Source organism: Pseudomonas sp. RA_15y_Pfl2_54, assembly GCF_963971015.1.
Lineage (GTDB): Bacteria > Pseudomonadota > Gammaproteobacteria > Pseudomonadales > Pseudomonadaceae > Aquipseudomonas > Aquipseudomonas baetica_A.
The window spans coordinates 44,767-62,929 of sequence record NZ_CAXAPN010000022.1 but is presented as its reverse complement, the minus strand read 5'-3'; the positions used below and the strand labels follow the sequence as shown (position 1 = coordinate 62,929).

Here is an 18,163-nt window from a genome sequence, read left to right as displayed (position 1 = left end):
ACCAAAGGACTATAACAATGGCTCTCAGTAAAGAAGTGCCGGAGTTTGACATCGACGATGAGGTTCTCCTTATGGAAACCGTCATTGATTCGGATTCGATGTCGAATGATGAAGGGGCTGCTCCACCTTCCGTTCGTTCCAAATCCAAACACTCCGCTTCACTTAAACAACACAAGTACATCGACTACACGCGGGCACTCGATGCCACGCAACTGTATCTCAACGAAATCGGCTTTTCCCCATTGCTCTCCCCGGAGGAAGAAGTTCATTTTGCGCGATTGTCGCAAAGTGGCGATCCGGCCGGGCGTAAGCGCATGATTGAAAGTAACCTGCGGCTGGTGGTCAAAATCGCCCGGCGTTACGTCAATCGGGGGCTGTCACTGCTGGATCTGATCGAAGAGGGCAACCTCGGGCTGATCCGGGCGGTGGAAAAGTTCGATCCCGAGCGCGGCTTCCGCTTCTCGACCTACGCGACCTGGTGGATTCGTCAGACCATCGAGCGCGCCATCATGAATCAGACCCGGACCATCCGGTTGCCGATTCACGTGGTCAAGGAGCTCAATGTGTACCTGCGGGCTGCACGGGAGCTGACGCAAAAACTCGATCACGAACCTTCACCCGAAGAAATCGCCAACCTGCTGGAAAAACCGGTAGGTGAGGTCAAGCGTATGCTGGGCCTGAATGAACGGGTTTCTTCGGTCGACGTCTCGCTGGGTCCGGATTCGGATAAAACCCTGCTCGACACCCTCACTGATGATCGTCCAACCGATCCATGCGAACTGCTGCAGGATGATGACCTGTCACAGAGCATCGATCAGTGGCTGTCTGAACTGACCGACAAGCAGCGTGAGGTGGTCATACGCCGCTTCGGCCTGCGCGGCCACGAAAGCAGCACGCTGGAAGATGTAGGCCTGGAGATCGGGCTGACCCGGGAACGTGTCAGGCAAATTCAGGTGGAAGGCCTCAAACGCCTTCGCGAAATCCTTGAAAAGAACGGTCTGTCGAGCGAGTCGCTGTTCCAGTAAGCCACTCGATAGACCGACCGCCAAAAGCCCCGACTGGTTCGGGGCTTTTTGTTTTGTGGATTAACGCGGGTTTACTTGGCGCGATGTAGTCTCAGTTTGTAAGCCATTTCTTACTGTTTCGTAAGTGTTCGCTATTTTTACACGGCAGAAGAAGCCGATTGAGCGAGCTTATGTTTCTTAAGTTTATGATTAATAAGATTATTTTTTGATATGAGGTGCTTGTGACAGCCCATTTTGGCGTCCAGAGGCAATTGCTCTTGGCAGGGAACTCTTTAGTATCTGGGTTGTGTCGACGGACAGACACGCCCTTCAAGGATGAGGGGAACGGACATCGCAGGAAGCGATTCATCAGGACGATGAAAAGGAACACAGGGAATAGGGAAAAAATGTGGGCGGGTCAAACCGCCCCTTTTTTTTGCCTGTAAAAAGGCAAAACCCGGCAAAGCAAAAAGGCCCGCAAGGGGCCTTTTTATCGAGCGCGTGACAGATCAGCGTTCGAGGTCTTTGATCTTGCCTTTGACGCCATCCCACTCTTCGGCGTCTGGCATCGATTCTTTCTTCTCGGTGATGTTCGGCCAGATTTCGGCCAACTCGACGTTCAGTTGAATGAACTCCTGCATCTCTTCCGGAACTTCGTCCTCGGAGAAAATGGCCACGGCCGGGCATTCTGGTTCGCACAGGGCGCAATCGATGCACTCGTCCGGGTGAATCACCAGGAAGTTCGGGCCTTCGTAAAAGCAGTCCACCGGACACACTTCTACGCAGTCGGTGTACTTGCACTTGATGCAGTTGTCGGTGACGACGAAGGTCATTTCTAATTCTCTCCTCAGGCGGCGGCAGCGTTGCCCCTTCACGGTAGGGGGCGCCAGGTTCGGGAGCGATGTCTGCCAGCCAGGCTATTAGCCGGCAGCATCCCAAACCGCGCGAGATTCTACCAGCTTGAAGCCGTTTGCGTTATATCCGCTTCGTTAGTGCTTAGATCCGGTTCTTCAGTGCATATAACATTTCGAGCGCCCGACGCGGCGTCAGGTCATCCAGATCCAGCTTAGCCAACTCATCCAGCACCGGATGCGGCAGGCTGGCGAACATGTCACTTTGTTGCGGTGTCGCCGGTTTGCCCTTGGCCGCTGGTTTTGGCGCTTCATGTGGCAAAGCGGTGTCTTCCAGGCGGCTCAGATGTTCGCGGGCGCGTACGATCACTTCGCTCGGCACACCGGCCAGTTGTGCAACCGCCAAGCCATAGCTCTGGCTGGCAGGTCCGGGCAGGACGTGGTGCAGGAACACGATGCGTTCGTTGTGCTCGGTGGCGTTGAGATGCACATTCGCTACCAGTGGCTCGGCTTCCGGCAAAACGGTCAGTTCGAAATAGTGCGTAGCGAACAACGTATAGGCGCGTAGATGCGCCAAACGCTCGGCCGCCGCCCATGCCAGCGACAGACCGTCGAAGGTGCTGGTACCGCGACCGACTTCGTCCATCAGCACCAGGCTGCGCTCGGTAGCGTTGTGCAGGATGTTGGCGGTTTCGCTCATTTCCACCATGAAGGTCGAACGGCCACCGGCCAGGTCATCGCTCGAACCGATCCGGGTGAAGATCCGGTCGACCAGTGACAACTCGCAACTGGCTGCCGGTACGAAGCTGCCGATATGCGCCAGCAGCACGATCAATGCGGTTTGGCGCATGTAGGTGGATTTACCGCCCATGTTCGGGCCGGTGATCACCAGCATGCGCGTGTTGTCATCCAGGCTCAGATCGTTGGCCACGAACGGCGTGGTCAGCACTTGCTCGACCACCGGGTGACGCCCCTGAGTGATGCGCATGCACGGCTCGCCGACGAAGCGCGGGCAGTTCAGGTCAAGGTTCAGCGCACGTTCGGCGAGGTTGCTCAGCACGTCCAGTTCGGCCAGCGCACCGGCGGTGTCCTGCAACGGGGGCAACTGGCTGATCAGATCTTCCAGCAGCGCTTCGTAGAGCATCTTTTCGCGGGCCAGGGCACGGCTCTTGGCTGACAGTGCCTTGTCTTCGAATTCTTTCAGTTCCGGTGTGATGAAGCGCTCGGCGCCCTTGAGGGTTTGACGGCGGATGTAGTCTGCCGGAGCCGATTCAGCCTGCTTGCTCGGCAACTCGATGAAGTAGCCATGAATACGGTTGTAGCCGACTTTCAGGTTGGCCAGGCCGGTGCGGGCTTTCTCCCGCGCTTCCAGATCGATCAGGAACTGGCCGGCGTTTTCGCTCAACGATTGCAGCTCGTCGAGTTCGCTGTCGTAACCGGTTTTCAATACGCCGCCGTCACGGATCACCGCAGGCGGGTTGTCGATGATGGCTTTTTCCAGCAGCGCCGCCAGTTCCGGGTAGGTGCTGGTGGTGGTGGCCAGACGTTGCAAGTGCGGCGCTTCCAGATCGGTCATCGCCACTTGCAGTTGCGGCAGGGCGCCGAGGGCATCACGCAGCCGCGCGAGGTCACGGGGACGGGCATTGCGCAGACCGATTCGCGCCAGAATCCGCTCGATATCGCCGATTTCCTTGAGCTGCGGTTGCAGCTTTTCGAAGCGGTAGCCGTCGAGCAGACAAGTGATCGAAGTCTGGCGTGCCAGCAGTACGGTCAAGTCACGCAGCGGACGATTCAACCAGCGGGTCAGCAGACGGCTGCCCATCGCGGTCTGGCAACGATCGACCACCGATTGCAGGGTGTTGTCGCGACCACCGGCCAGGTTGGTGTCGAGTTCCAGGTTGCGGCGGCTTGCGCCGTCCAGCACCACGGTGTCGTCGAGGCGCTCATGGCGCAGGCTGCGCAAATGGGGCAGGGCGGTGCGTTGGGTTTCCTTGGCGTAGGCCAACAGGCAACCGGCAGCGCCGATGGCCAGGGTCAGGTTTTCGCAGCCAAAACCTTTCAGGTCCTGGGTGGAGAACTGTTGGCAGAGACTCTTGAGCGCCGAGTCACGCTCGAAATCCCACGGCGCACGGCGACGCACGCCACGGCGTTTTTCCGCTGGCAGATCTTTCGGCCAATCGTCCGGGATCAACAGCTCAACCGGGTTGACCCGCTCCAGTTCCGCCAGCAGGTTCTCCCAGCCTTTGATCTCCAGCACGGTGAAGTTACCACTGGTGATGTCCAGCACGGCCAAGCCGAACAAACGCTCGTCACCCAATACCGCCGCGATCAGGTTGTCGCGGCGCTCATCGAGCAGCGCCTCGTCGCTGACCGTGCCCGGGGTGATGATCCGCACCACCTGACGTTCCACCGGGCCTTTGCTGGTGGCCGGATCGCCAACTTGCTCGCAGATCACGACCGACTCGCCGAGCTTGACCAGTTTCGCCAGATAACCTTCCGCCGCGTGGTAAGGAATCCCACACATCGGAATTGCCTGCCCCGCCGACTGCCCGCGCGCGGTCAGGGTGATGTCCAGCAACTTGGCGGCCTTCTTCGCGTCTTCGTAGAAGATCTCGTAGAAGTCGCCCATGCGATAGAACATCAGCTGATCCGGGTGCTGGTTCTTCAGGCGCCAGTATTGCTGCATCATCGGGGTGTGGGAGGACAGGTCGGAGACGGCTTTATTCATCGGATTGTCAGGCAACTCGTTCAAAGGTGTAGGGCAAAAGCGAGGCATCTGCCAGGCTTTTACGCGATGAGCGCAAGGTTACCATGAGCGGTCTGCCCGACGCAGGCGCGACGGCCCGCTGACAGTTTTCTGCATTTAAATGTGATTTATGCACGATTTATGCAAATCAGCATTTGTCTTCGCGAAAAACTTCAAGCACTATGCGCGTTATGCAAAAACGCAACGTATCCTCCGTCTTAAGAGCACTGCTCGACCAGCACGGGATCTCCCCCACGGAGCTCCACCGTCGCACCGGCGTGCCTCAATCCACTCTCTCGCGGATTCTCAGCGGGAAGATCGTCGATCCTTCGGATAAACACATCTCGAAGATCGCCGAGTACTTCAATGTCAGCACCGATCAGTTGCGCGGGCGCGCGGATGTTGCGCCGTCGGCCGGTGCCGCGCGTGGTGACGTGCATGCGGAACTCAAGGACATAATGCTGTGGGACGACGACACCCCTGTCGATGACGACGAGGTGTCGGTACCCTTTCTTCGCGAGGTTGAATTGGCAGCTGGATCAGGAAGATTCGTCATCGAAGAAAGCGAGCGCTCCAGCCTGCGCTTCGGCAAGCGCAGCCTGCGGCACAACGGCGTGCAGTTCGACCAGGCCAAATGCGTGACCGTGCGTGGCAACAGCATGACGCCGGTGTTGCGCGATGGCGCCACCGTTGGTGTGAATGCGGGCAAGTGTGGCATCGGCGACATCATTGATGGCGACCTGTATGCGATCAATCACAACGGCCAGTTGCGGGTCAAGCAACTCTATCGCCTGCCTACGGGCATTCGCCTGCGCAGCTTCAACCGCGACGAACATCCGGACGAGGACTACACCTTCCAGGAAATCCAGGAAGAGCAGATCGTCATCCTCGGTCACGTCTTCTGGTGGGGCATGTACGCCCGTTAAGCAGACCCCGGTCAGATAAAACCCGTCCTCGGCGGGTTTTTTTTCGCCTGTGCAAAACCCCCAGTGCCTTGATTTATGCGGCTTTCATGCATGAATGCATGCTGCGCGCATAAATAAATGCATTTGCGCATTGACTGGATATGCATCCATGCATATTATTACCACCAAGCCGCTCGACAAAGCGGCTGGAAACGAAAGCTCTTTAGTTCCACAAGAACAGGCAGCGATGAACCGGCCTCAACGGTTCAGAGGGTTGGCAACTGACCCGGGTGTGCAGCGTAAAGCACCATAAGCAGTTATCCGGCGGGCAGGGACCGCGGTCGGAAAAACAATTTGAATGGACTCGTACCGCGCCAGTAGCGCCGAAAAGTCAGCTTCCTTTTTTGAACACAGGATTTAAAGGAAGGCGAAGGAGCGCATTACTGAAAAGCCCGGCGGATTTGCCGGGCTTTTTGGAATGCCTACCTCAAGAGAAACCGTTTGAACCCAACACACGCTATTCATCAATCACACCAGGAGGCGTGACATGACAAACGAGCAACAAGCGTTGGCGGACATGCCGATCTGGCTGGTCATCCTGCTCGCCCTGGTCGGCGGGGTATCCGGCGAAATGTGGCGGGCCGATAAGGAGGGCGCTCGTGGCTGGGCGCTGATGCGACGTCTGGCATTACGATCAGGGGCCTGCGTTATTTGCGGCGTCTCGGCGATCATGCTGCTGTACGCCGCCGGCATGTCGATCTGGGCCGCATGCGCAATCGGTTGCCTGACCGCAATGGCCGGCGCCGACGTGGCCATCGGTCTTTACGAACGCTGGGCGGCCAAGCGCATCGGCGTCTGCGAAGTGCCAGCGCCGCGCGATCCACAGTAACCCCTTCACTGATTTGCTCTGCCGCAACTGTTGCGGCGGGGTTTTGCGTGGACATTTGAAAAGGAGGTCAATACATGCCGGCACCGATCCAGCAGCCCTCGCAGCTGTTCACCGCGATGGCGACAACCTTGCGCAACGCCACCGGCCTGAATGTGCAGGTTGGCGGTCACGAAGACTTCAGTGCTCCCGGCGATCAGGCCTGGGTGTTGATCGACTTCGACCGCAACGCACCGGGAATACGTGCCGCTGATGGACGTATCGCTCATGTGCTGACGCTGTCGCTGCAAGTCATCCCGGCACTTTCCGCCACGGCGTTTGCAGCGTGCGATCTGATCGCCGTGCTGAAAAACCTGATTACCGACAACCGCTGGAACCTGCCCGGCGATCAATGCGATCTGCCGATGAACATTGATGGTCTGCCGTCACTGCTTATCCGCGCCGAGCAGCAATACAAAGCCTGGACCCTGACGTTCACCCAGACCCTCTACCTCGGCCAGACCTTGCTTGATGACCCGCTCGGCACGCCGAAATTCGCCCGTACCTGGGAAGTCAGCAATATCGACGACCCCGACCAATACACCGCGCTGGAGGCCTGACCGATGTTCGACGCATTGCTGCGCATGCAACTGGGCCCGGTCATCGAACGTCTGGCCGAGATGGAAGCGGAAATCGAAGACCTGCATCGGCGCGCCGAAAGCTACTGCCGCATCGGCGTCTGCCAGACAGTCGACGCGGCGAGCAACACCTGCACGGTCAGCCACGGTGGCCTGCTCACGCCGGCCATCAAGTTCTTCAACCCGAGCGCCGGAGCGCAAAGTGAATCGCGGATCCCGACCGTGGGTGAGCAGTGTCTGCTGTTCAACTACGGCAGCGGTGAAAGCAGCGCGCAGAGCGTGGCGCTTTTCGGTCTGAACAGTGACCGTTTTCCGCCGGCTTCGACCGTACCGACGCTGACGCGACGCGTGCATCAGGACGGCAGCGAAAGCGGCTACGACGACGCCACACACACCCTGCATTGGCAGAACGGCCCGGCAGCCTTCAGTGGTTCTCGCGAAGCGCTTGAGCTGAGCATCGGCGCCGCGCGACTGGCAATGACCCCGCAGGCGATCAACCTGCAACTGGGCGCGGTCGGCCTGACCATCGACGCCTCGGGCGTGCACTTCAGCGGCCCATTGGTCGATCACCAGGGCCGTGTCATCAGCCCCTGATTCAAGAGCTTCCCATGATCGGAATCGATAGAGACAGCGGGGCCGCGGTCGACGACTGGCTGCAGTTTGTGCAGCGCGCGACCCGGGCCCTGACCACGCCGCTGGGCACCCGGCAAAAAAGGCCCCTTTATGGCTCGCTGATCCCCACGCTGCTGGGGAAAAACCTCGGCGACGACGTTTTGCTTCTGGCTCAGAGCCACGCAGCACAGGCGTTCTACAACAAGCAAAACGGCATCGATGATTTTCAGCCGCAAGTGATCGTCGCCAGCCGTCAGGGCGCCGGTCTGCTGCTGCGTTTCGCCGGTACCTGGAAAAACCGTCAACAGACATTCGAGGTCGTGACATGAGCATGTTGATCCCCGGCCAGAACCAATTGGCCGAACCCGCGCTGATCGCCGTCGACGCCTTCGAAGACCTGCTCGCCGAGTTCAAGACTTTCGTCGTCGAATACGTCAGCGCCCGAGCGCCGGGCAGCGCTGCGAAACTCAAAACCAGTCTGGAGAACGAGAGCGAGTTGCTGACGATGGCGCTCGAAGCCTTCTGCGTTCGACTGCAAACCCACGAGCGCAAATACAACGCCCGCATCAAGCAGATGCTGGCGTGGTGGGCGACTGGCAGCAACCTCGACGCACGGCTGGCGGACATGGGCCTGGAGCGGCAGTTGCTGGATCCAGGTGACCCGGCGGCATTCCCGCCAGTGCCGGCGATTTACGAAAGCGACGACGACGCCCGGTTGCGTTATTACCTGGCACCGCATGCACCGGCGGCGGGTTCGCGGATGCAGTATCGCCGCGAGGTGTTCACCCTCGGCGAACGGCCGACGGTGAAAGTCGAATCCACCGATGCCGGTGTGGTGAATGTCACTTACACCTTCAACCCGGATGGCCTCGCCGCGCAGGTCAAGGATGGCAATGGCCGCCGCACCGCGCCGGGTGAAGTGCAGGTCACCGTGCTTGCTCGGAACGGTGACGGCACGCCTTCGCAGGCATTGCTTGAAGGCGTTCGCCAACACTTCGCCCGGCCCGATGTGCGACCGGAAACCGACCTCGTCACCGTCAAGGCTGCCGACATTCAGCGCTACAAAATTCGCGTGGTCGCCAAGATCAATTCCGGCCCCGATTCGGGCCTGACCCAAGTCGCCGCGCAGCAGCAATTGCAGGATTATGCCGACAGTTGTCATCGCCTCGAAGGACGGGTCGATCCGAGCTGGATCGACTACACGCTGCACAGCGCCGGTGCCGTGCAACTGCAGATTCTGGAACCGCTGGCGCCGATCGTGACCACTGCGTTTCAAGCGCCGTACTGCACGGCGGTCGAGGTCGAGGTGCTGACGTTATGAGTGAGCCAACACAACGCCCGAGTTTGTTGCCGGCCAACAGCTCGGCACTCGAACGCGGGCTGGATCAGGGCTTCGGCGCACTGCTTGATCGCATCGTGCCGCCGTTTCCTGAACTGATGAATCCGAGTGAAACACCGGTCGCGTTTCTGCCGTATCTGGCGGCTGATCGCGGTGTCGCCGAATGGAGCACTGCCGCACCGGAAACGGAAAAGCGCCTGACCGTCGAACTCGCCTGGCCCACCGCACGCCAGGCCGGCACCCGCAAGGCACTGGAGAACGCGGCCAAGGGGTTGCAACTGCGCCCCGAAGTTCGCGCTTGGTACGAGCAGACACCGCCCGGCGCGCCCTACAGCTTTACCGTGCGCGCCTTCAGCGACCAACCCTACAGCGAAGAAATCGACGCCCGTCTCGACCGACGGCTGGCCGATGCCAAGAGCGAACGGGATGTGCTGTCGGTCTCTGTAGGCCTGAGCGCCTTCGGCAATCACGTCATCGGCGCCGCGACCTTCTGCGGCGAACTGACCACGGTTTATCCGGTGTTCATCGAAGGGCTTGAAACCTCTGGCGAGGCGTTCATGGCCGCTGCTTTGTACACCGTCGAAACATCCACTATTTATCCTCAGGGGGCCTGAATGGCTGACTATTACACCCTGCTCACCAACGCAGGGATTGCCTACGAAACGGCGTGCAAAGCCGCGGGCGTACCGATCAAGTTGACGCAAATTTCTGTCGGCGACGGCGGCGGCGCGGTCTACAACCCGGCCGCGACCGCCACGGCGCTGAAACGTGAAGTCTGGCGCGGGCCACTCAATGCGCTGTTCCAGGACGAGAAGAATCCGAGCTGGCTGCTCGCCGAAGTGACCATTCCGCCGGATGTTGGCGGTTGGTATGTGCGTGAAGCCGGGCTGTGGACCGACACCGGGATTCTCTACGCCATCGTCAAATATCCGGAGTCGTTCAAACCGGTTCTGGCCACCTCCGGATCGGGTAAAGAGTTCTACATTCGCTCGATTTTCGAGACCAGCAATGCGTCGCTGGTGACGTTGTTGATTGATGACACGGTGGTGAAGGCGACTCGTGCATGGGTCATGAGTTACCTCGCCGAAGAACTCGGCAAACTCGATGGCAAGCAATCGGTGCGCGTTGCGGCTACCACCAACATCGTGTTGAACGGTGCGCAGCAAATCGACGGCGTGGCCGTGATTGCTGGCGACCGCCTGTTGCTGACGAATCAGACTTTGGCCAAGGACAATGGCCTGTGGATTGTCGCCAACGGTGACTGGGTGCGGGCGACCGATGCCAACTCCAGCGCCAAGGTCACGCCCGGTCTGACGGTGATGGTGGAGGAGGGCGCGGCGAACGGAGATTCGCTGTGGCACCTGACCACCAACGCGCCGATCACTCTCGGCACCACCGCGCTGACGTTCAAAATGCTCGCCGGGCGTACCGGGATTGCGGCCGGGACTTACAAAAGTCTGACGGTTGATGAATATGGCCGGGCGACTGCCGGTGCGAACCCTGAAACGTTGGCCGGGTTTGGCATTAAGGATTCTTACACCAAGGCTGAAGTTGAAGCGCTGATTGCCAAGGCATCGGCGTTGCCGGTGGGCTCGATTGTGGCGTTCCCGGTTGACTCGCCACCGCCGGGGTTTCTTGAACTGGATAACAGTGTCAAGAGTAGTGCGACTTACCCGGACTTGAGCGCTTATCTGGGCGGCAAGTTCAACAAGGGCGATGAGGGTGTCGGGAACTTCCGGTTGCCTGAGGCGCGAGGGGAGTTTTTGCGTGGTTGGGATCATGGGCGTGGGGTGGACGCTGGACGTGGTCTTGGTAGTTGGCAGGCGGACGACAACAAATCCCATATTCACGGGACGACCTACGACGTTATTGCCGATATTTTCATGCCCGGCGACGTCCGGCGGAACTATCTTCAGCAATACAACAATATCGACGATGTTGTGACAAAGGCATCGGGTGGGGCAGAAGCACGCCCACGCAACATCGCCGTCATGTGGTGCATCAAAGCCTGGAACGCCCCGGTCAATCAGGGAACCATCGATGTTGCCGCGCTGGCCAAGGAAGTCGAACGGCTCAAGTCCGCCGTTCCGGTGGGCGCTGTTCTGGCATTCCCGACAGGGATCGTTGCACCCGGTTATCTGGAGCTGGATGGCAGTGTGCAGAGCATTGCGACTTATCCGGATCTGGCAGCGTTTCTCGGCACCACTTACAACAAGGGCAACGAAGGCGCCGGGAATTTCCGTTTGCCAGAGTCTCGTGGTGAGTTCCTCCGTGGCTGGGACCATGGGCGGGGTATCGATATCGGTCGCAGTATCGGCAGCTATCAGGCGGGTACGAAGACGCAAGGCGATGATGGCACTGCGCCTGCTGTTCAAGGTATTGGCAACTCCAATTTGATTGATGCCGATCCTGCTCCTGGCTTCAGTGGCGATATTTACTACACCGCTACCGATCTCACCGTGAAGAACTTTACTAACGTTTTCTGGAAAACGGTGCGCCCCCGCAACCTTGCGGTCATGTGGTGCATCAAAGCCTGGAACGCCCCGGTCAACCAGGGAAGCATCGATATTGCGGCCGTGTCTGTTCTGGCACAGCAAGCCACTGAGATGAATCAAGGTACGGCAAAAGTTGCCACGCAGGCACTCACTGAGTCAGGCACAGATGACGCTACTATCGTCACGCCGAAAAAATTGCGTTTAGGATTTCAGATTCTCAAAGCTGCGAACGGCTATGTGGTTTTTCCATCGTGGCTGGGAGGCCTCATTATCCAGTGGGGCTACTCGTCGATTCCGGCAGTGTCGACGACGGTTCCATTTTCCTTGAGTTACCCAAATGCGTGTTTCTGCGTTCAAACCTCACCGTTTAACGTCTCGGGTGCAGCTGATGTTGCTGAGTTGACTTCGGTACCTGGCAAAAACGGATTTACGGCTGTCGGGGTAAGTTCGGGGACTTCAGGGGCTCCTGTGCAAACAGCGACCAATTTTTATTGGCTCTCGATTGGTCATTGATGGTGGACATATGAAATACGTAACTTTTGATTCTCAAGGCATTCTTGAGTCCCGCCTTATTCGCGGTGTAAGCGATATTCCAAAAGGTGCTGTCGAGGTTGATGAGGGCCTATGGATGCGCATAACTCAGGAACTTGATGGCGTATGGAAATTGACTGATGACGGGTCCATTTTCAAGCATGCGCTCCCCGAATTGCACCCTGTCGAATATTCCCCTGAGGAAATTGAAGCTTTGAGGCGTCGTGCGTACGCCGACCCCATTACCGGATCGGACCGACTATTCGCTGAGGCCCAGCGCATGGAGGTTATGGGCGAAACCGGTTGGGAGAGCGTTCGTACTGCGGGCATCCAAAGATTCAATGAAATCCAGCAAGAGTTCCCGTGGGTGACTTCCAAAGCACAACTCATGGATTGAACGCCCCGAACCCCGGGGCGTTCTTTTATCCGCAATTCAACACCCGCCAAGCCCCTCCCCACGAGGGGCTTTCCCGTTTATGGAGAAACGAAAAATGGCAACCCGCCAAACCTACACCGTGCTCGTCCCATTTCCCACCGGCGGTGGGCACTGGTCGAGCGTCGGTCAAGACCTTGATCTGCTCGACGTCGAGGCGAGTGCTTTGCACACCGCCGGTCGACTGGAACTGAAAACACCTACCACCCAGGCCAAAAAGGCCGCTGCCAAGAAGGCTGACTGAACATGGCTGAGGTTTTGAACTTCGAGCACAACGGCATTACCGTCAATGCCACCGAATCCCCCGAGGCCATGGGTGGCCTGGGTGACAACGTCATCGGTCTGGTCGGCACTGCGCCGAAGGCCGATCCGCTGATTCCGCGTAACGCCCCGTTCCGCATCAACAGCTTCACCACCCATGCGCTGCTCGATCCGACCGGTTCGGAAGAGGGCACGCTGTACCACGCGGTTTACCAGATCCTCAAAGTGGTCAAGGTGCCGGTTTACGTAGTGATCGTCGAAGCGGGCGCGACCCCGGCCGACACCGTCAACGCAGTGATTGGCGGCGTTGAGCCGGCGACTGGCCGCAAACTGGGTCTGGCCGCACTGGGCAGTGTCCCGGAAGACCTGACCATCATCGGCGCGCCGGGCTTCACCGGCACTAAAGCGGTGGCCAGCGAGTTCGCCTCGTTCGGCAAGCGCATCAAGGCCCGTGTGGTACTGGATGGCAAGGATGCCTCGGTCGCCGATCAGGTGCTGTACAGCCAGGAACTGGGCGGCGCCGATCTCGGTTTCGACCGTTGCCTGGTGGTGCACAACATGCCGGCCGTGTACTCGAAAGCGGCGAAGAAAAACGTCTTCCTGTCGCCTTCCAGCCTGGCGATTGCCGCGCTGGCCAAGGTCAAGCAGTGGGAGAGCCCGGGCAACCAGGTGACCTACGCCGAAGACGTTTCCCGCGTCGTGGAATACAACATCCTCGACACCTCCACCGAAGGCGATCTGCTCAACCGTTACGGCGTGAGCTACTACGCCCGCACCGTGCTCGGCGGCTTCTCGCTACTGGGTAACCGCTCGATCACCGGCAAGTTCATCAGCTACGTCGGCCTCGAAGATGCGATCAGCCGCAAGCTGGTCAAGGCCGGCCAGAAAGCCATGGCGAAGAACCTGACCAAGTCGTTCATGGATCAGGAGGTCAAGCGCATCAACGACTGGTTGCAGACCCTGGTCGCCGACGAAACCATTCCGGGCGGTAGCGTCTATCTGCACCCGGAACTCAACAGCGTCGAGAAGTACAAGAACGGCACCTGGTACGTGGTCATCGACTACGGCCGCTACGCGCCGAACGAACACATGGTTTATCAACTCAACGCCCGCGATGAAATCATCGAGCAGTTCCTGGAGGACGTTCTCTAATGTTTACCAACCGCGTAAGACAGGCCATCGCGGCCACCCTGCAAGGCCTGCCGCTGTCGGCGACCGTTGAGGAATTCACCCCGCCGAAAATCGATTTCGACATGGAAAGCATGACGGGCGGGCGCTTCATCGTTGAGGAAATGGCCAAGAGCGCCAAGCCGCTGAATGCTCAGATCAAGCTGCAAGGCACCGGTGCTGAAGTGTTGCTGGCGATGGGGGTGAAACTGGGTGACGACATCCTGCTGAACGTGCGTGAAGCCGGTCAGGATCAGGACGGCAATACCTGGTTCACCTATCACACCATCGGCGGCAAGCTCAAAACCATGGGTGAGGACGCGATCAAAATGGGCGGCAAAGCCCTGACGACGCTGGACTTCTCCTGCCGCACCTACAACCGTCTGGAAAACGGCATTCCGGTGATCGACATCGACGTGCGCACCCAGAAATTCGTGCTCAACGGCGTCGACATCCTCGGTGATGCGCGTCGTGCGGTGCTGATGCCGTAACGCTGTAAGCCAGCCCGGCACCTGACCCTGTGGGAGCGGGCTTGCTCGCGAATGCGGTGTGACAGTCGACACTCATTCATCTGACAGGCCGCCTTCGCGAGCAAGCCCGCTCCCACATTGGGCCAGTGTGACTGGCCGATGTTTAGCAACACCCCTCCTCAAGAATCACCAAGGAATTCATTCATGTCGTGGATGCCACCCCAGCATGACCTGCTGTCGCCGATCACCGGCGACGACGGCGCGCAGATCGAACAGATCCAGCTCAAACCATTGTTCTATGCCGCGCAAAAAGAAGCGCTGGAACGCGCCGGCGATGATGAAGACGATCAGTTCTTCGAACTGGCGCTGCTCGCTACCGGCCTGTCGGTCAAGGAACTCGACCAGCTCAAACGCCCGGACTACGTGAGCATCGCCCAGTACGTGCACGAAATGTCGACCCGTCCGGCGTCGTACTTTCTCGATCAGGTTGAAGACGCGGAAAAGTCCGACGATCCCGATCAAATCCAACTGCTGCAACCGCTCGCCGTGACCGGCCGCACCGTGACGTCGCTGAGCCTGGAAATGCCGGTGCTGCGCGCCACCAAAGTGATGAAGAAACTGAAAACGGCCAAGGAACGCGCCGAGTTCATCACCGCCCACTGCGCCGGCCTGATGATCCCCGATCTGGCTCACTTGACCGTCCCGGACTGGACCCAGTTGCAGGTGCGCATAGACGATTTTTTAAACCAGCCGGCGGCCTACTTTCGGAACGCGACATCGAAGTAATCCTCGATATCGTCCCGCTCATTTACCCGGTAAGTGAGGCGGAGATTCTGGAATGGGACGCCGAAAAGGCGTTGCGCCGCTACGACATAGCGATCACTCGCCTTGGCGTGAAACAGGAGTAGAGCGGCATGGCAGATGATAACTATGCGTTGACGTTCGCGAAGGTCAATCAAGAGACCCTGACGTCTACGGCATTGTCTGGGGCGGGGGCAGACCCGGCAGGTGCGGCAAGGCTTGAAGGTGGGTTCGCCGGGCTGAGACTGGCACTGGTCGATGCCTCCGTCGAGTTGCGCAATTTGACAGCCGAACAGATCCAGCTCAGGGATGTGCTGGGATCGATACACGAGGTGCTGACCTCGCAGCGCTCGTTGCAACAGGCGATAAATGATCGGCAAGCGCAATTGGGCGCTACGGCCGCTGGCAGTGAGCAAAAAATACCGCGCAGTGCGGATGCTGGCGATCTTCCCCCTAAGCGTTTGCAAACGACCATCGAACTCGACGCTGCGATGGTGAAGCTTGGGCGGGTTGAAGGGCTTGATAGTCATCAGCGTCAATCTCAGTTGGTCATGCTGGAGAAAATGGCCACTGAAGAAAAAGTCGCCGCTGGCGGGACGACCGCCCTTGATCTGATCGACGTCAAGCTCGCCGCCGCCAGGGCCGGGGTGGGGCGTCCAGTCGATGACAAGGGCAACGTTGATCCGGCTGCCGGGCGAAAAAACCTGGTGGACTTCACCCTAGATACAGGCGTCACCGCGACAGCGTTTGGAATGAAGGCACTGGACACCGCCGATATGTTGATCGGTTGGCGTACCTCGATGAGCCTTGAACGGCCAGAAACGCTCGATTTGGCCGACGCCGTCACTGTGCTCGGCGGTAGCCTGAGTGCTCCGATGGCTGACATCGGCGCGATTCTCGGCAGTTACGGTGCGTCGGGAAAACGGGCCGGATTGTCGGTCGAGGAATCGGCAGCGTTTTCCGCGGCGTTGCTCAATGCCGGCGTCAATAGGGCGGATGCCGGAGTGGCGTTCGAAAAAATCATCACGACCCTGGCCTTGGGGGATAAGGCCACGCCTTCCCAGCAGGCGGCGATGGTGCAGTTGGGATTCAATCCTGAAACCTTGGCTGCCAAGATGAAGGCTGATGCCCCTGACGCAATCCAGCAAGTGCTTGAGGCACTTAAAAAGCAAAACCCTGATAAACAATTGAGTTTGTCAAAGGCGCTTTTCACAGTTGACCGGCCGATTATTCAATTGTTGGAGAACACCGGTGAAGTGCAACGCGCTTTTTCACTGGTTGCAGACAAACAAAGCTACGCAAGTTCGGCTCGTGGTGAAGAAGGGGGCGCGCTCAATCAGGCCTCCCTGGCGCAATCGAATACATCGCAAGCGCGTTGGAATGCGCTGGATGCGAGCCTCGATCGGTTTTCTGCAGCGTTCGGCAATGCCCTGGCTCCTTTAACCGATGGCGCCGCGGTGGTTCTCACGACGTTGGTCAAGGGTGTGAGCGCCGCAGCAGAAGCGCTTCCGGCCCTCACTGCCGGTCTGGTTCTGCTTGGCGCTGCAGCTTTACCGTTTGTGGGCGGCGCGTTGAAGTTGGGCGTGGCGTCGGTGCTCGACCTGGTTGCCAAGAAGCTGCTACGCCTGGCATCCACGCGATTGCCGGCGGATATCGCCGACGCGATTACCGGTGACGACGATGGTAATGGGCGTCGGAAAAAGAAACGCTCTGGACGTGGGCCTGGTCGGCGTTCGCTTTCCAGAGCACCGGCTCGCGCAACAGTCCCACGCGTCACTGGGGGCGGTCGTTTGGCAGGTATGACGGCCAAAGTCGCGCCGCTTTTTGATCAAGTGAAGATCGGGGTCAAACTCTGGGCAGATGACATCGCTGGCAGCAAGCTGAGCTCACGGCTCAAAGGGCCGGTCGCCAAACTTGCGCCTCTCGCTGAAAGTCTGGGCGCCAAGGTCATGCCGTCGGTTGCTAAAGCATTGCCCTTCGTCAAGGTCGGTGCGCCACTGGCCATTGCGCATGCTGCGTACTCGGGACTGAAAGGCTGGCGAGAGGGCGATGAAAAAGCGGTAAAAGGCGCCGCCGGCGAACTGGCCGGGACCGCCATTGGTGCCACCATAGGTACGTTCATTGCGCCGGGTATCGGTACTTTCATTGGTGGGACATTGGGCGGAATGCTCGGATCCTATCTGGGTGAAAAACTGGCGACGCCTCCCGAGGACAAACTTGCCCCACCAGCGCAGGTTGCCAAAGATCTATCGAGCGCGCAGACCCAAAACCAGCAAATCACCTATGCACCGTCGATACAGATCAGCGGCAGCGAAGTGGCCAGTTCCGAGAAGGTTGGCGCGATGATCTCGCAGGTCATGCAAAACCACTTCAACAGTCAGTTCATTCCGACGATGAACACCAACCCCCTCGCCACCCGCCGTGACGCAGCCCTCACCGATGGAGTCGCCTGATGAAACAACAAATGGCCCTGGGCAGTTTCATCTTCGGCCTCTCGCGCAATTTCGCCTACAGCACGCTGGCGCGCAAATCCGACGGCGGCTGGACGGAACTGCAGATTCTCACCAGCAAACCCAAGTCCCATCAAATCGGACAGAAGCCCGAAACCCTGACCATCACTGGCAAATCAATGTACGCGGTGGCCATGGATCGGCTGGATGAGCTGCGGGCGCTGCAAGCCCTTCGTGTGCCGCTGCCGCTGATTGATGGCATCGGTCGAAACTGGGGCCTGTGGCGAATCACCATGGTTCAGGAAACCCAGACCTGCATCATCGATGATGGTACGGCGATGGTGGTGGACTGGACCCTCGAATTAGCGGAGTTCAACAATGCGTAAGGTCCGAAGCGTGGCCGGTGATTCGGTGAATCTGCTGCTCTACCGCGAGACCGGTCGCAGCGATGACGCCGCCGAAGAAGCCCTGTGGAAACTCAACCCGACCCTGGCCGAACACGGCCCGGTCCTGCCGGCCGGTGTCTGGGTGACCTTGCCGGAACTCGACAGCAGACCGGCCGCGATCAAGCCGGTTTTGGCGTGGGATTAAGGAG

General features: G+C 59.0%; 19 protein-coding genes. 17 read left to right on the top strand and 2 right to left on the bottom strand.

What is annotated here, in order from left to right:
* The first annotated feature begins 17 nt into the window (after positions 1 to 17).
* Complete coding sequence (gene rpoS, locus AACY50_RS17230) at positions 18 to 1,025, top strand: RNA polymerase sigma factor RpoS (protein ID WP_221732467.1); 1,008 nt, start codon at positions 18 to 20, stop codon at positions 1,023 to 1,025.
* A gap of 488 nt (positions 1,026 to 1,513) precedes the next feature.
* On the opposite strand, the gene fdxA is transcribed toward rpoS, so the two are convergent.
* Positions 1,514 to 1,837: a ferredoxin FdxA gene (gene fdxA, locus AACY50_RS17225; RefSeq protein WP_054047139.1), complete on the bottom strand. Its 324-nt coding sequence runs from the start codon at positions 1,835 to 1,837 to the stop codon at positions 1,514 to 1,516.
* A 163-nt stretch (positions 1,838 to 2,000) separates the two neighbouring features.
* Complete coding sequence (gene mutS / locus AACY50_RS17220; protein WP_339507508.1) at positions 2,001 to 4,583, bottom strand: DNA mismatch repair protein MutS; 2,583 nt, start codon at positions 4,581 to 4,583, stop codon at positions 2,001 to 2,003.
* 200 nt (positions 4,584 to 4,783) lie between these two features.
* Here mutS and AACY50_RS17215 point away from each other — a divergent pair, with 200 nt between their 5' ends.
* The 16 genes from AACY50_RS17215 to AACY50_RS17140 all read left to right on the top strand — a co-directional run bounded on the left by AACY50_RS17215 (position 4,784) and on the right by AACY50_RS17140 (position 18,159).
* Positions 4,784 to 5,527, top strand: a complete 744-nt coding sequence (locus AACY50_RS17215) for a LexA family transcriptional regulator (RefSeq protein ID WP_339430568.1) — start codon at positions 4,784 to 4,786, stop codon at positions 5,525 to 5,527.
* Positions 5,528 to 6,053: 526 nt separating this feature from the next.
* Positions 6,054 to 6,395 carry a phage holin family protein gene (locus tag AACY50_RS17210; protein ID WP_339507510.1) on the top strand — a complete coding sequence of 114 codons (342 nt, stop codon included), beginning with the start codon at positions 6,054 to 6,056 and terminating at the stop codon, positions 6,393 to 6,395.
* A 74-nt stretch (positions 6,396 to 6,469) separates the two neighbouring features.
* Positions 6,470 to 6,991 carry a hypothetical protein gene (locus tag AACY50_RS17205; protein WP_339494437.1) on the top strand — a complete coding sequence of 174 codons (522 nt, stop codon included), beginning with the start codon at positions 6,470 to 6,472 and terminating at the stop codon, positions 6,989 to 6,991.
* Positions 6,992 to 6,994: 3 nt separating this feature from the next.
* Positions 6,995 to 7,603, top strand: coding sequence for a phage baseplate assembly protein V (locus tag AACY50_RS17200; RefSeq protein WP_339430571.1), 609 nt, complete (start codon positions 6,995 to 6,997; stop codon positions 7,601 to 7,603).
* A 14-nt stretch (positions 7,604 to 7,617) separates the two neighbouring features.
* Complete coding sequence (locus tag AACY50_RS17195; protein ID WP_339507511.1) at positions 7,618 to 7,950, top strand: phage baseplate protein; 333 nt, start codon at positions 7,618 to 7,620, stop codon at positions 7,948 to 7,950.
* The gene (locus tag AACY50_RS17190; protein ID WP_339538898.1) at positions 7,947 to 8,942 is read left to right on the top strand and encodes a baseplate J/gp47 family protein; all 996 of its coding nucleotides are present in this window, start codon (positions 7,947 to 7,949) and stop codon (positions 8,940 to 8,942) included. Before AACY50_RS17195 ends, AACY50_RS17190 begins: the two co-directional genes overlap by 4 nt.
* On the top strand, positions 8,939 to 9,574 hold the full coding sequence (locus AACY50_RS17185; protein WP_339538897.1) for a phage tail protein I: 636 nt from the start codon (positions 8,939 to 8,941) through the stop codon (positions 9,572 to 9,574). The genes AACY50_RS17190 and AACY50_RS17185 overlap by 4 nt, the downstream gene beginning before the upstream one ends.
* Positions 9,575 to 11,968 (top strand): phage tail-collar fiber domain-containing protein, encoded by a 2,394-nt coding sequence (locus AACY50_RS17180; protein WP_339538896.1) that lies wholly within the window; start codon positions 9,575 to 9,577, stop codon positions 11,966 to 11,968.
* Positions 11,969 to 11,978: 10 nt separating this feature from the next.
* The gene (locus tag AACY50_RS17175; RefSeq protein ID WP_221732476.1) at positions 11,979 to 12,383 is read left to right on the top strand and encodes a hypothetical protein; all 405 of its coding nucleotides are present in this window, start codon (positions 11,979 to 11,981) and stop codon (positions 12,381 to 12,383) included.
* A 94-nt stretch (positions 12,384 to 12,477) separates the two neighbouring features.
* A complete protein-coding gene (locus tag AACY50_RS17170) occupies positions 12,478 to 12,663 on the top strand; it encodes a hypothetical protein (RefSeq protein WP_003222199.1) in 186 nt (61 codons plus the stop codon).
* A gap of 2 nt (positions 12,664 to 12,665) precedes the next feature.
* A complete protein-coding gene (locus tag AACY50_RS17165) occupies positions 12,666 to 13,832 on the top strand; it encodes a phage tail protein (protein ID WP_150604687.1) in 1,167 nt (388 codons plus the stop codon).
* Complete coding sequence (locus tag AACY50_RS17160) at positions 13,832 to 14,338, top strand: phage major tail tube protein (RefSeq protein ID WP_160056265.1); 507 nt, start codon at positions 13,832 to 13,834, stop codon at positions 14,336 to 14,338. The genes AACY50_RS17165 and AACY50_RS17160 overlap by 1 nt, the downstream gene beginning before the upstream one ends.
* A gap of 183 nt (positions 14,339 to 14,521) precedes the next feature.
* On the top strand, positions 14,522 to 15,103 hold the full coding sequence (locus tag AACY50_RS17155) for a phage tail assembly protein (RefSeq protein ID WP_339430577.1): 582 nt from the start codon (positions 14,522 to 14,524) through the stop codon (positions 15,101 to 15,103).
* A 128-nt stretch (positions 15,104 to 15,231) separates the two neighbouring features.
* Positions 15,232 to 17,571, top strand: coding sequence for a phage tail tape measure protein (locus AACY50_RS17150; protein ID WP_339538895.1), 2,340 nt, complete (start codon positions 15,232 to 15,234; stop codon positions 17,569 to 17,571).
* On the top strand, positions 17,571 to 17,954 hold the full coding sequence (locus tag AACY50_RS17145) for a phage tail protein (RefSeq protein WP_339494428.1): 384 nt from the start codon (positions 17,571 to 17,573) through the stop codon (positions 17,952 to 17,954). The genes AACY50_RS17150 and AACY50_RS17145 overlap by 1 nt, the downstream gene beginning before the upstream one ends.
* Positions 17,947 to 18,159 carry a tail protein X gene (locus tag AACY50_RS17140; RefSeq protein WP_339430579.1) on the top strand — a complete coding sequence of 71 codons (213 nt, stop codon included), beginning with the start codon at positions 17,947 to 17,949 and terminating at the stop codon, positions 18,157 to 18,159. Before AACY50_RS17145 ends, AACY50_RS17140 begins: the two co-directional genes overlap by 8 nt.
* The last annotated feature ends 4 nt before the right edge of the window (positions 18,160 to 18,163 follow it).

Coding starts and splice junctions, on each gene's coding strand:
- rpoS (WP_221732467.1), top strand. CDS start 18: ATGGCTCTCAGTAAAGAAGTGCCGGAGTTTGACATCGACGATGAGGTT.
- fdxA (WP_054047139.1), bottom strand. CDS start 1,837: ATGACCTTCGTCGTCACCGACAACTGCATCAAGTGCAAGTACACCGAC.
- mutS (WP_339507508.1), bottom strand. CDS start 4,583: ATGAATAAAGCCGTCTCCGACCTGTCCTCCCACACCCCGATGATGCAG.
- AACY50_RS17215 (WP_339430568.1), top strand. CDS start 4,784: ATGCGCGTTATGCAAAAACGCAACGTATCCTCCGTCTTAAGAGCACTG.
- AACY50_RS17210 (WP_339507510.1), top strand. CDS start 6,054: ATGACAAACGAGCAACAAGCGTTGGCGGACATGCCGATCTGGCTGGTC.
- AACY50_RS17205 (WP_339494437.1), top strand. CDS start 6,470: ATGCCGGCACCGATCCAGCAGCCCTCGCAGCTGTTCACCGCGATGGCG.
- AACY50_RS17200 (WP_339430571.1), top strand. CDS start 6,995: ATGTTCGACGCATTGCTGCGCATGCAACTGGGCCCGGTCATCGAACGT.
- AACY50_RS17195 (WP_339507511.1), top strand. CDS start 7,618: ATGATCGGAATCGATAGAGACAGCGGGGCCGCGGTCGACGACTGGCTG.
- AACY50_RS17190 (WP_339538898.1), top strand. CDS start 7,947: ATGAGCATGTTGATCCCCGGCCAGAACCAATTGGCCGAACCCGCGCTG.
- AACY50_RS17185 (WP_339538897.1), top strand. CDS start 8,939: ATGAGTGAGCCAACACAACGCCCGAGTTTGTTGCCGGCCAACAGCTCG.
- AACY50_RS17180 (WP_339538896.1), top strand. CDS start 9,575: ATGGCTGACTATTACACCCTGCTCACCAACGCAGGGATTGCCTACGAA.
- AACY50_RS17175 (WP_221732476.1), top strand. CDS start 11,979: ATGAAATACGTAACTTTTGATTCTCAAGGCATTCTTGAGTCCCGCCTT.
- AACY50_RS17170 (WP_003222199.1), top strand. CDS start 12,478: ATGGCAACCCGCCAAACCTACACCGTGCTCGTCCCATTTCCCACCGGC.
- AACY50_RS17165 (WP_150604687.1), top strand. CDS start 12,666: ATGGCTGAGGTTTTGAACTTCGAGCACAACGGCATTACCGTCAATGCC.
- AACY50_RS17160 (WP_160056265.1), top strand. CDS start 13,832: ATGTTTACCAACCGCGTAAGACAGGCCATCGCGGCCACCCTGCAAGGC.
- AACY50_RS17155 (WP_339430577.1), top strand. CDS start 14,522: ATGTCGTGGATGCCACCCCAGCATGACCTGCTGTCGCCGATCACCGGC.
- AACY50_RS17150 (WP_339538895.1), top strand. CDS start 15,232: ATGGCAGATGATAACTATGCGTTGACGTTCGCGAAGGTCAATCAAGAG.
- AACY50_RS17145 (WP_339494428.1), top strand. CDS start 17,571: ATGAAACAACAAATGGCCCTGGGCAGTTTCATCTTCGGCCTCTCGCGC.
- AACY50_RS17140 (WP_339430579.1), top strand. CDS start 17,947: ATGCGTAAGGTCCGAAGCGTGGCCGGTGATTCGGTGAATCTGCTGCTC.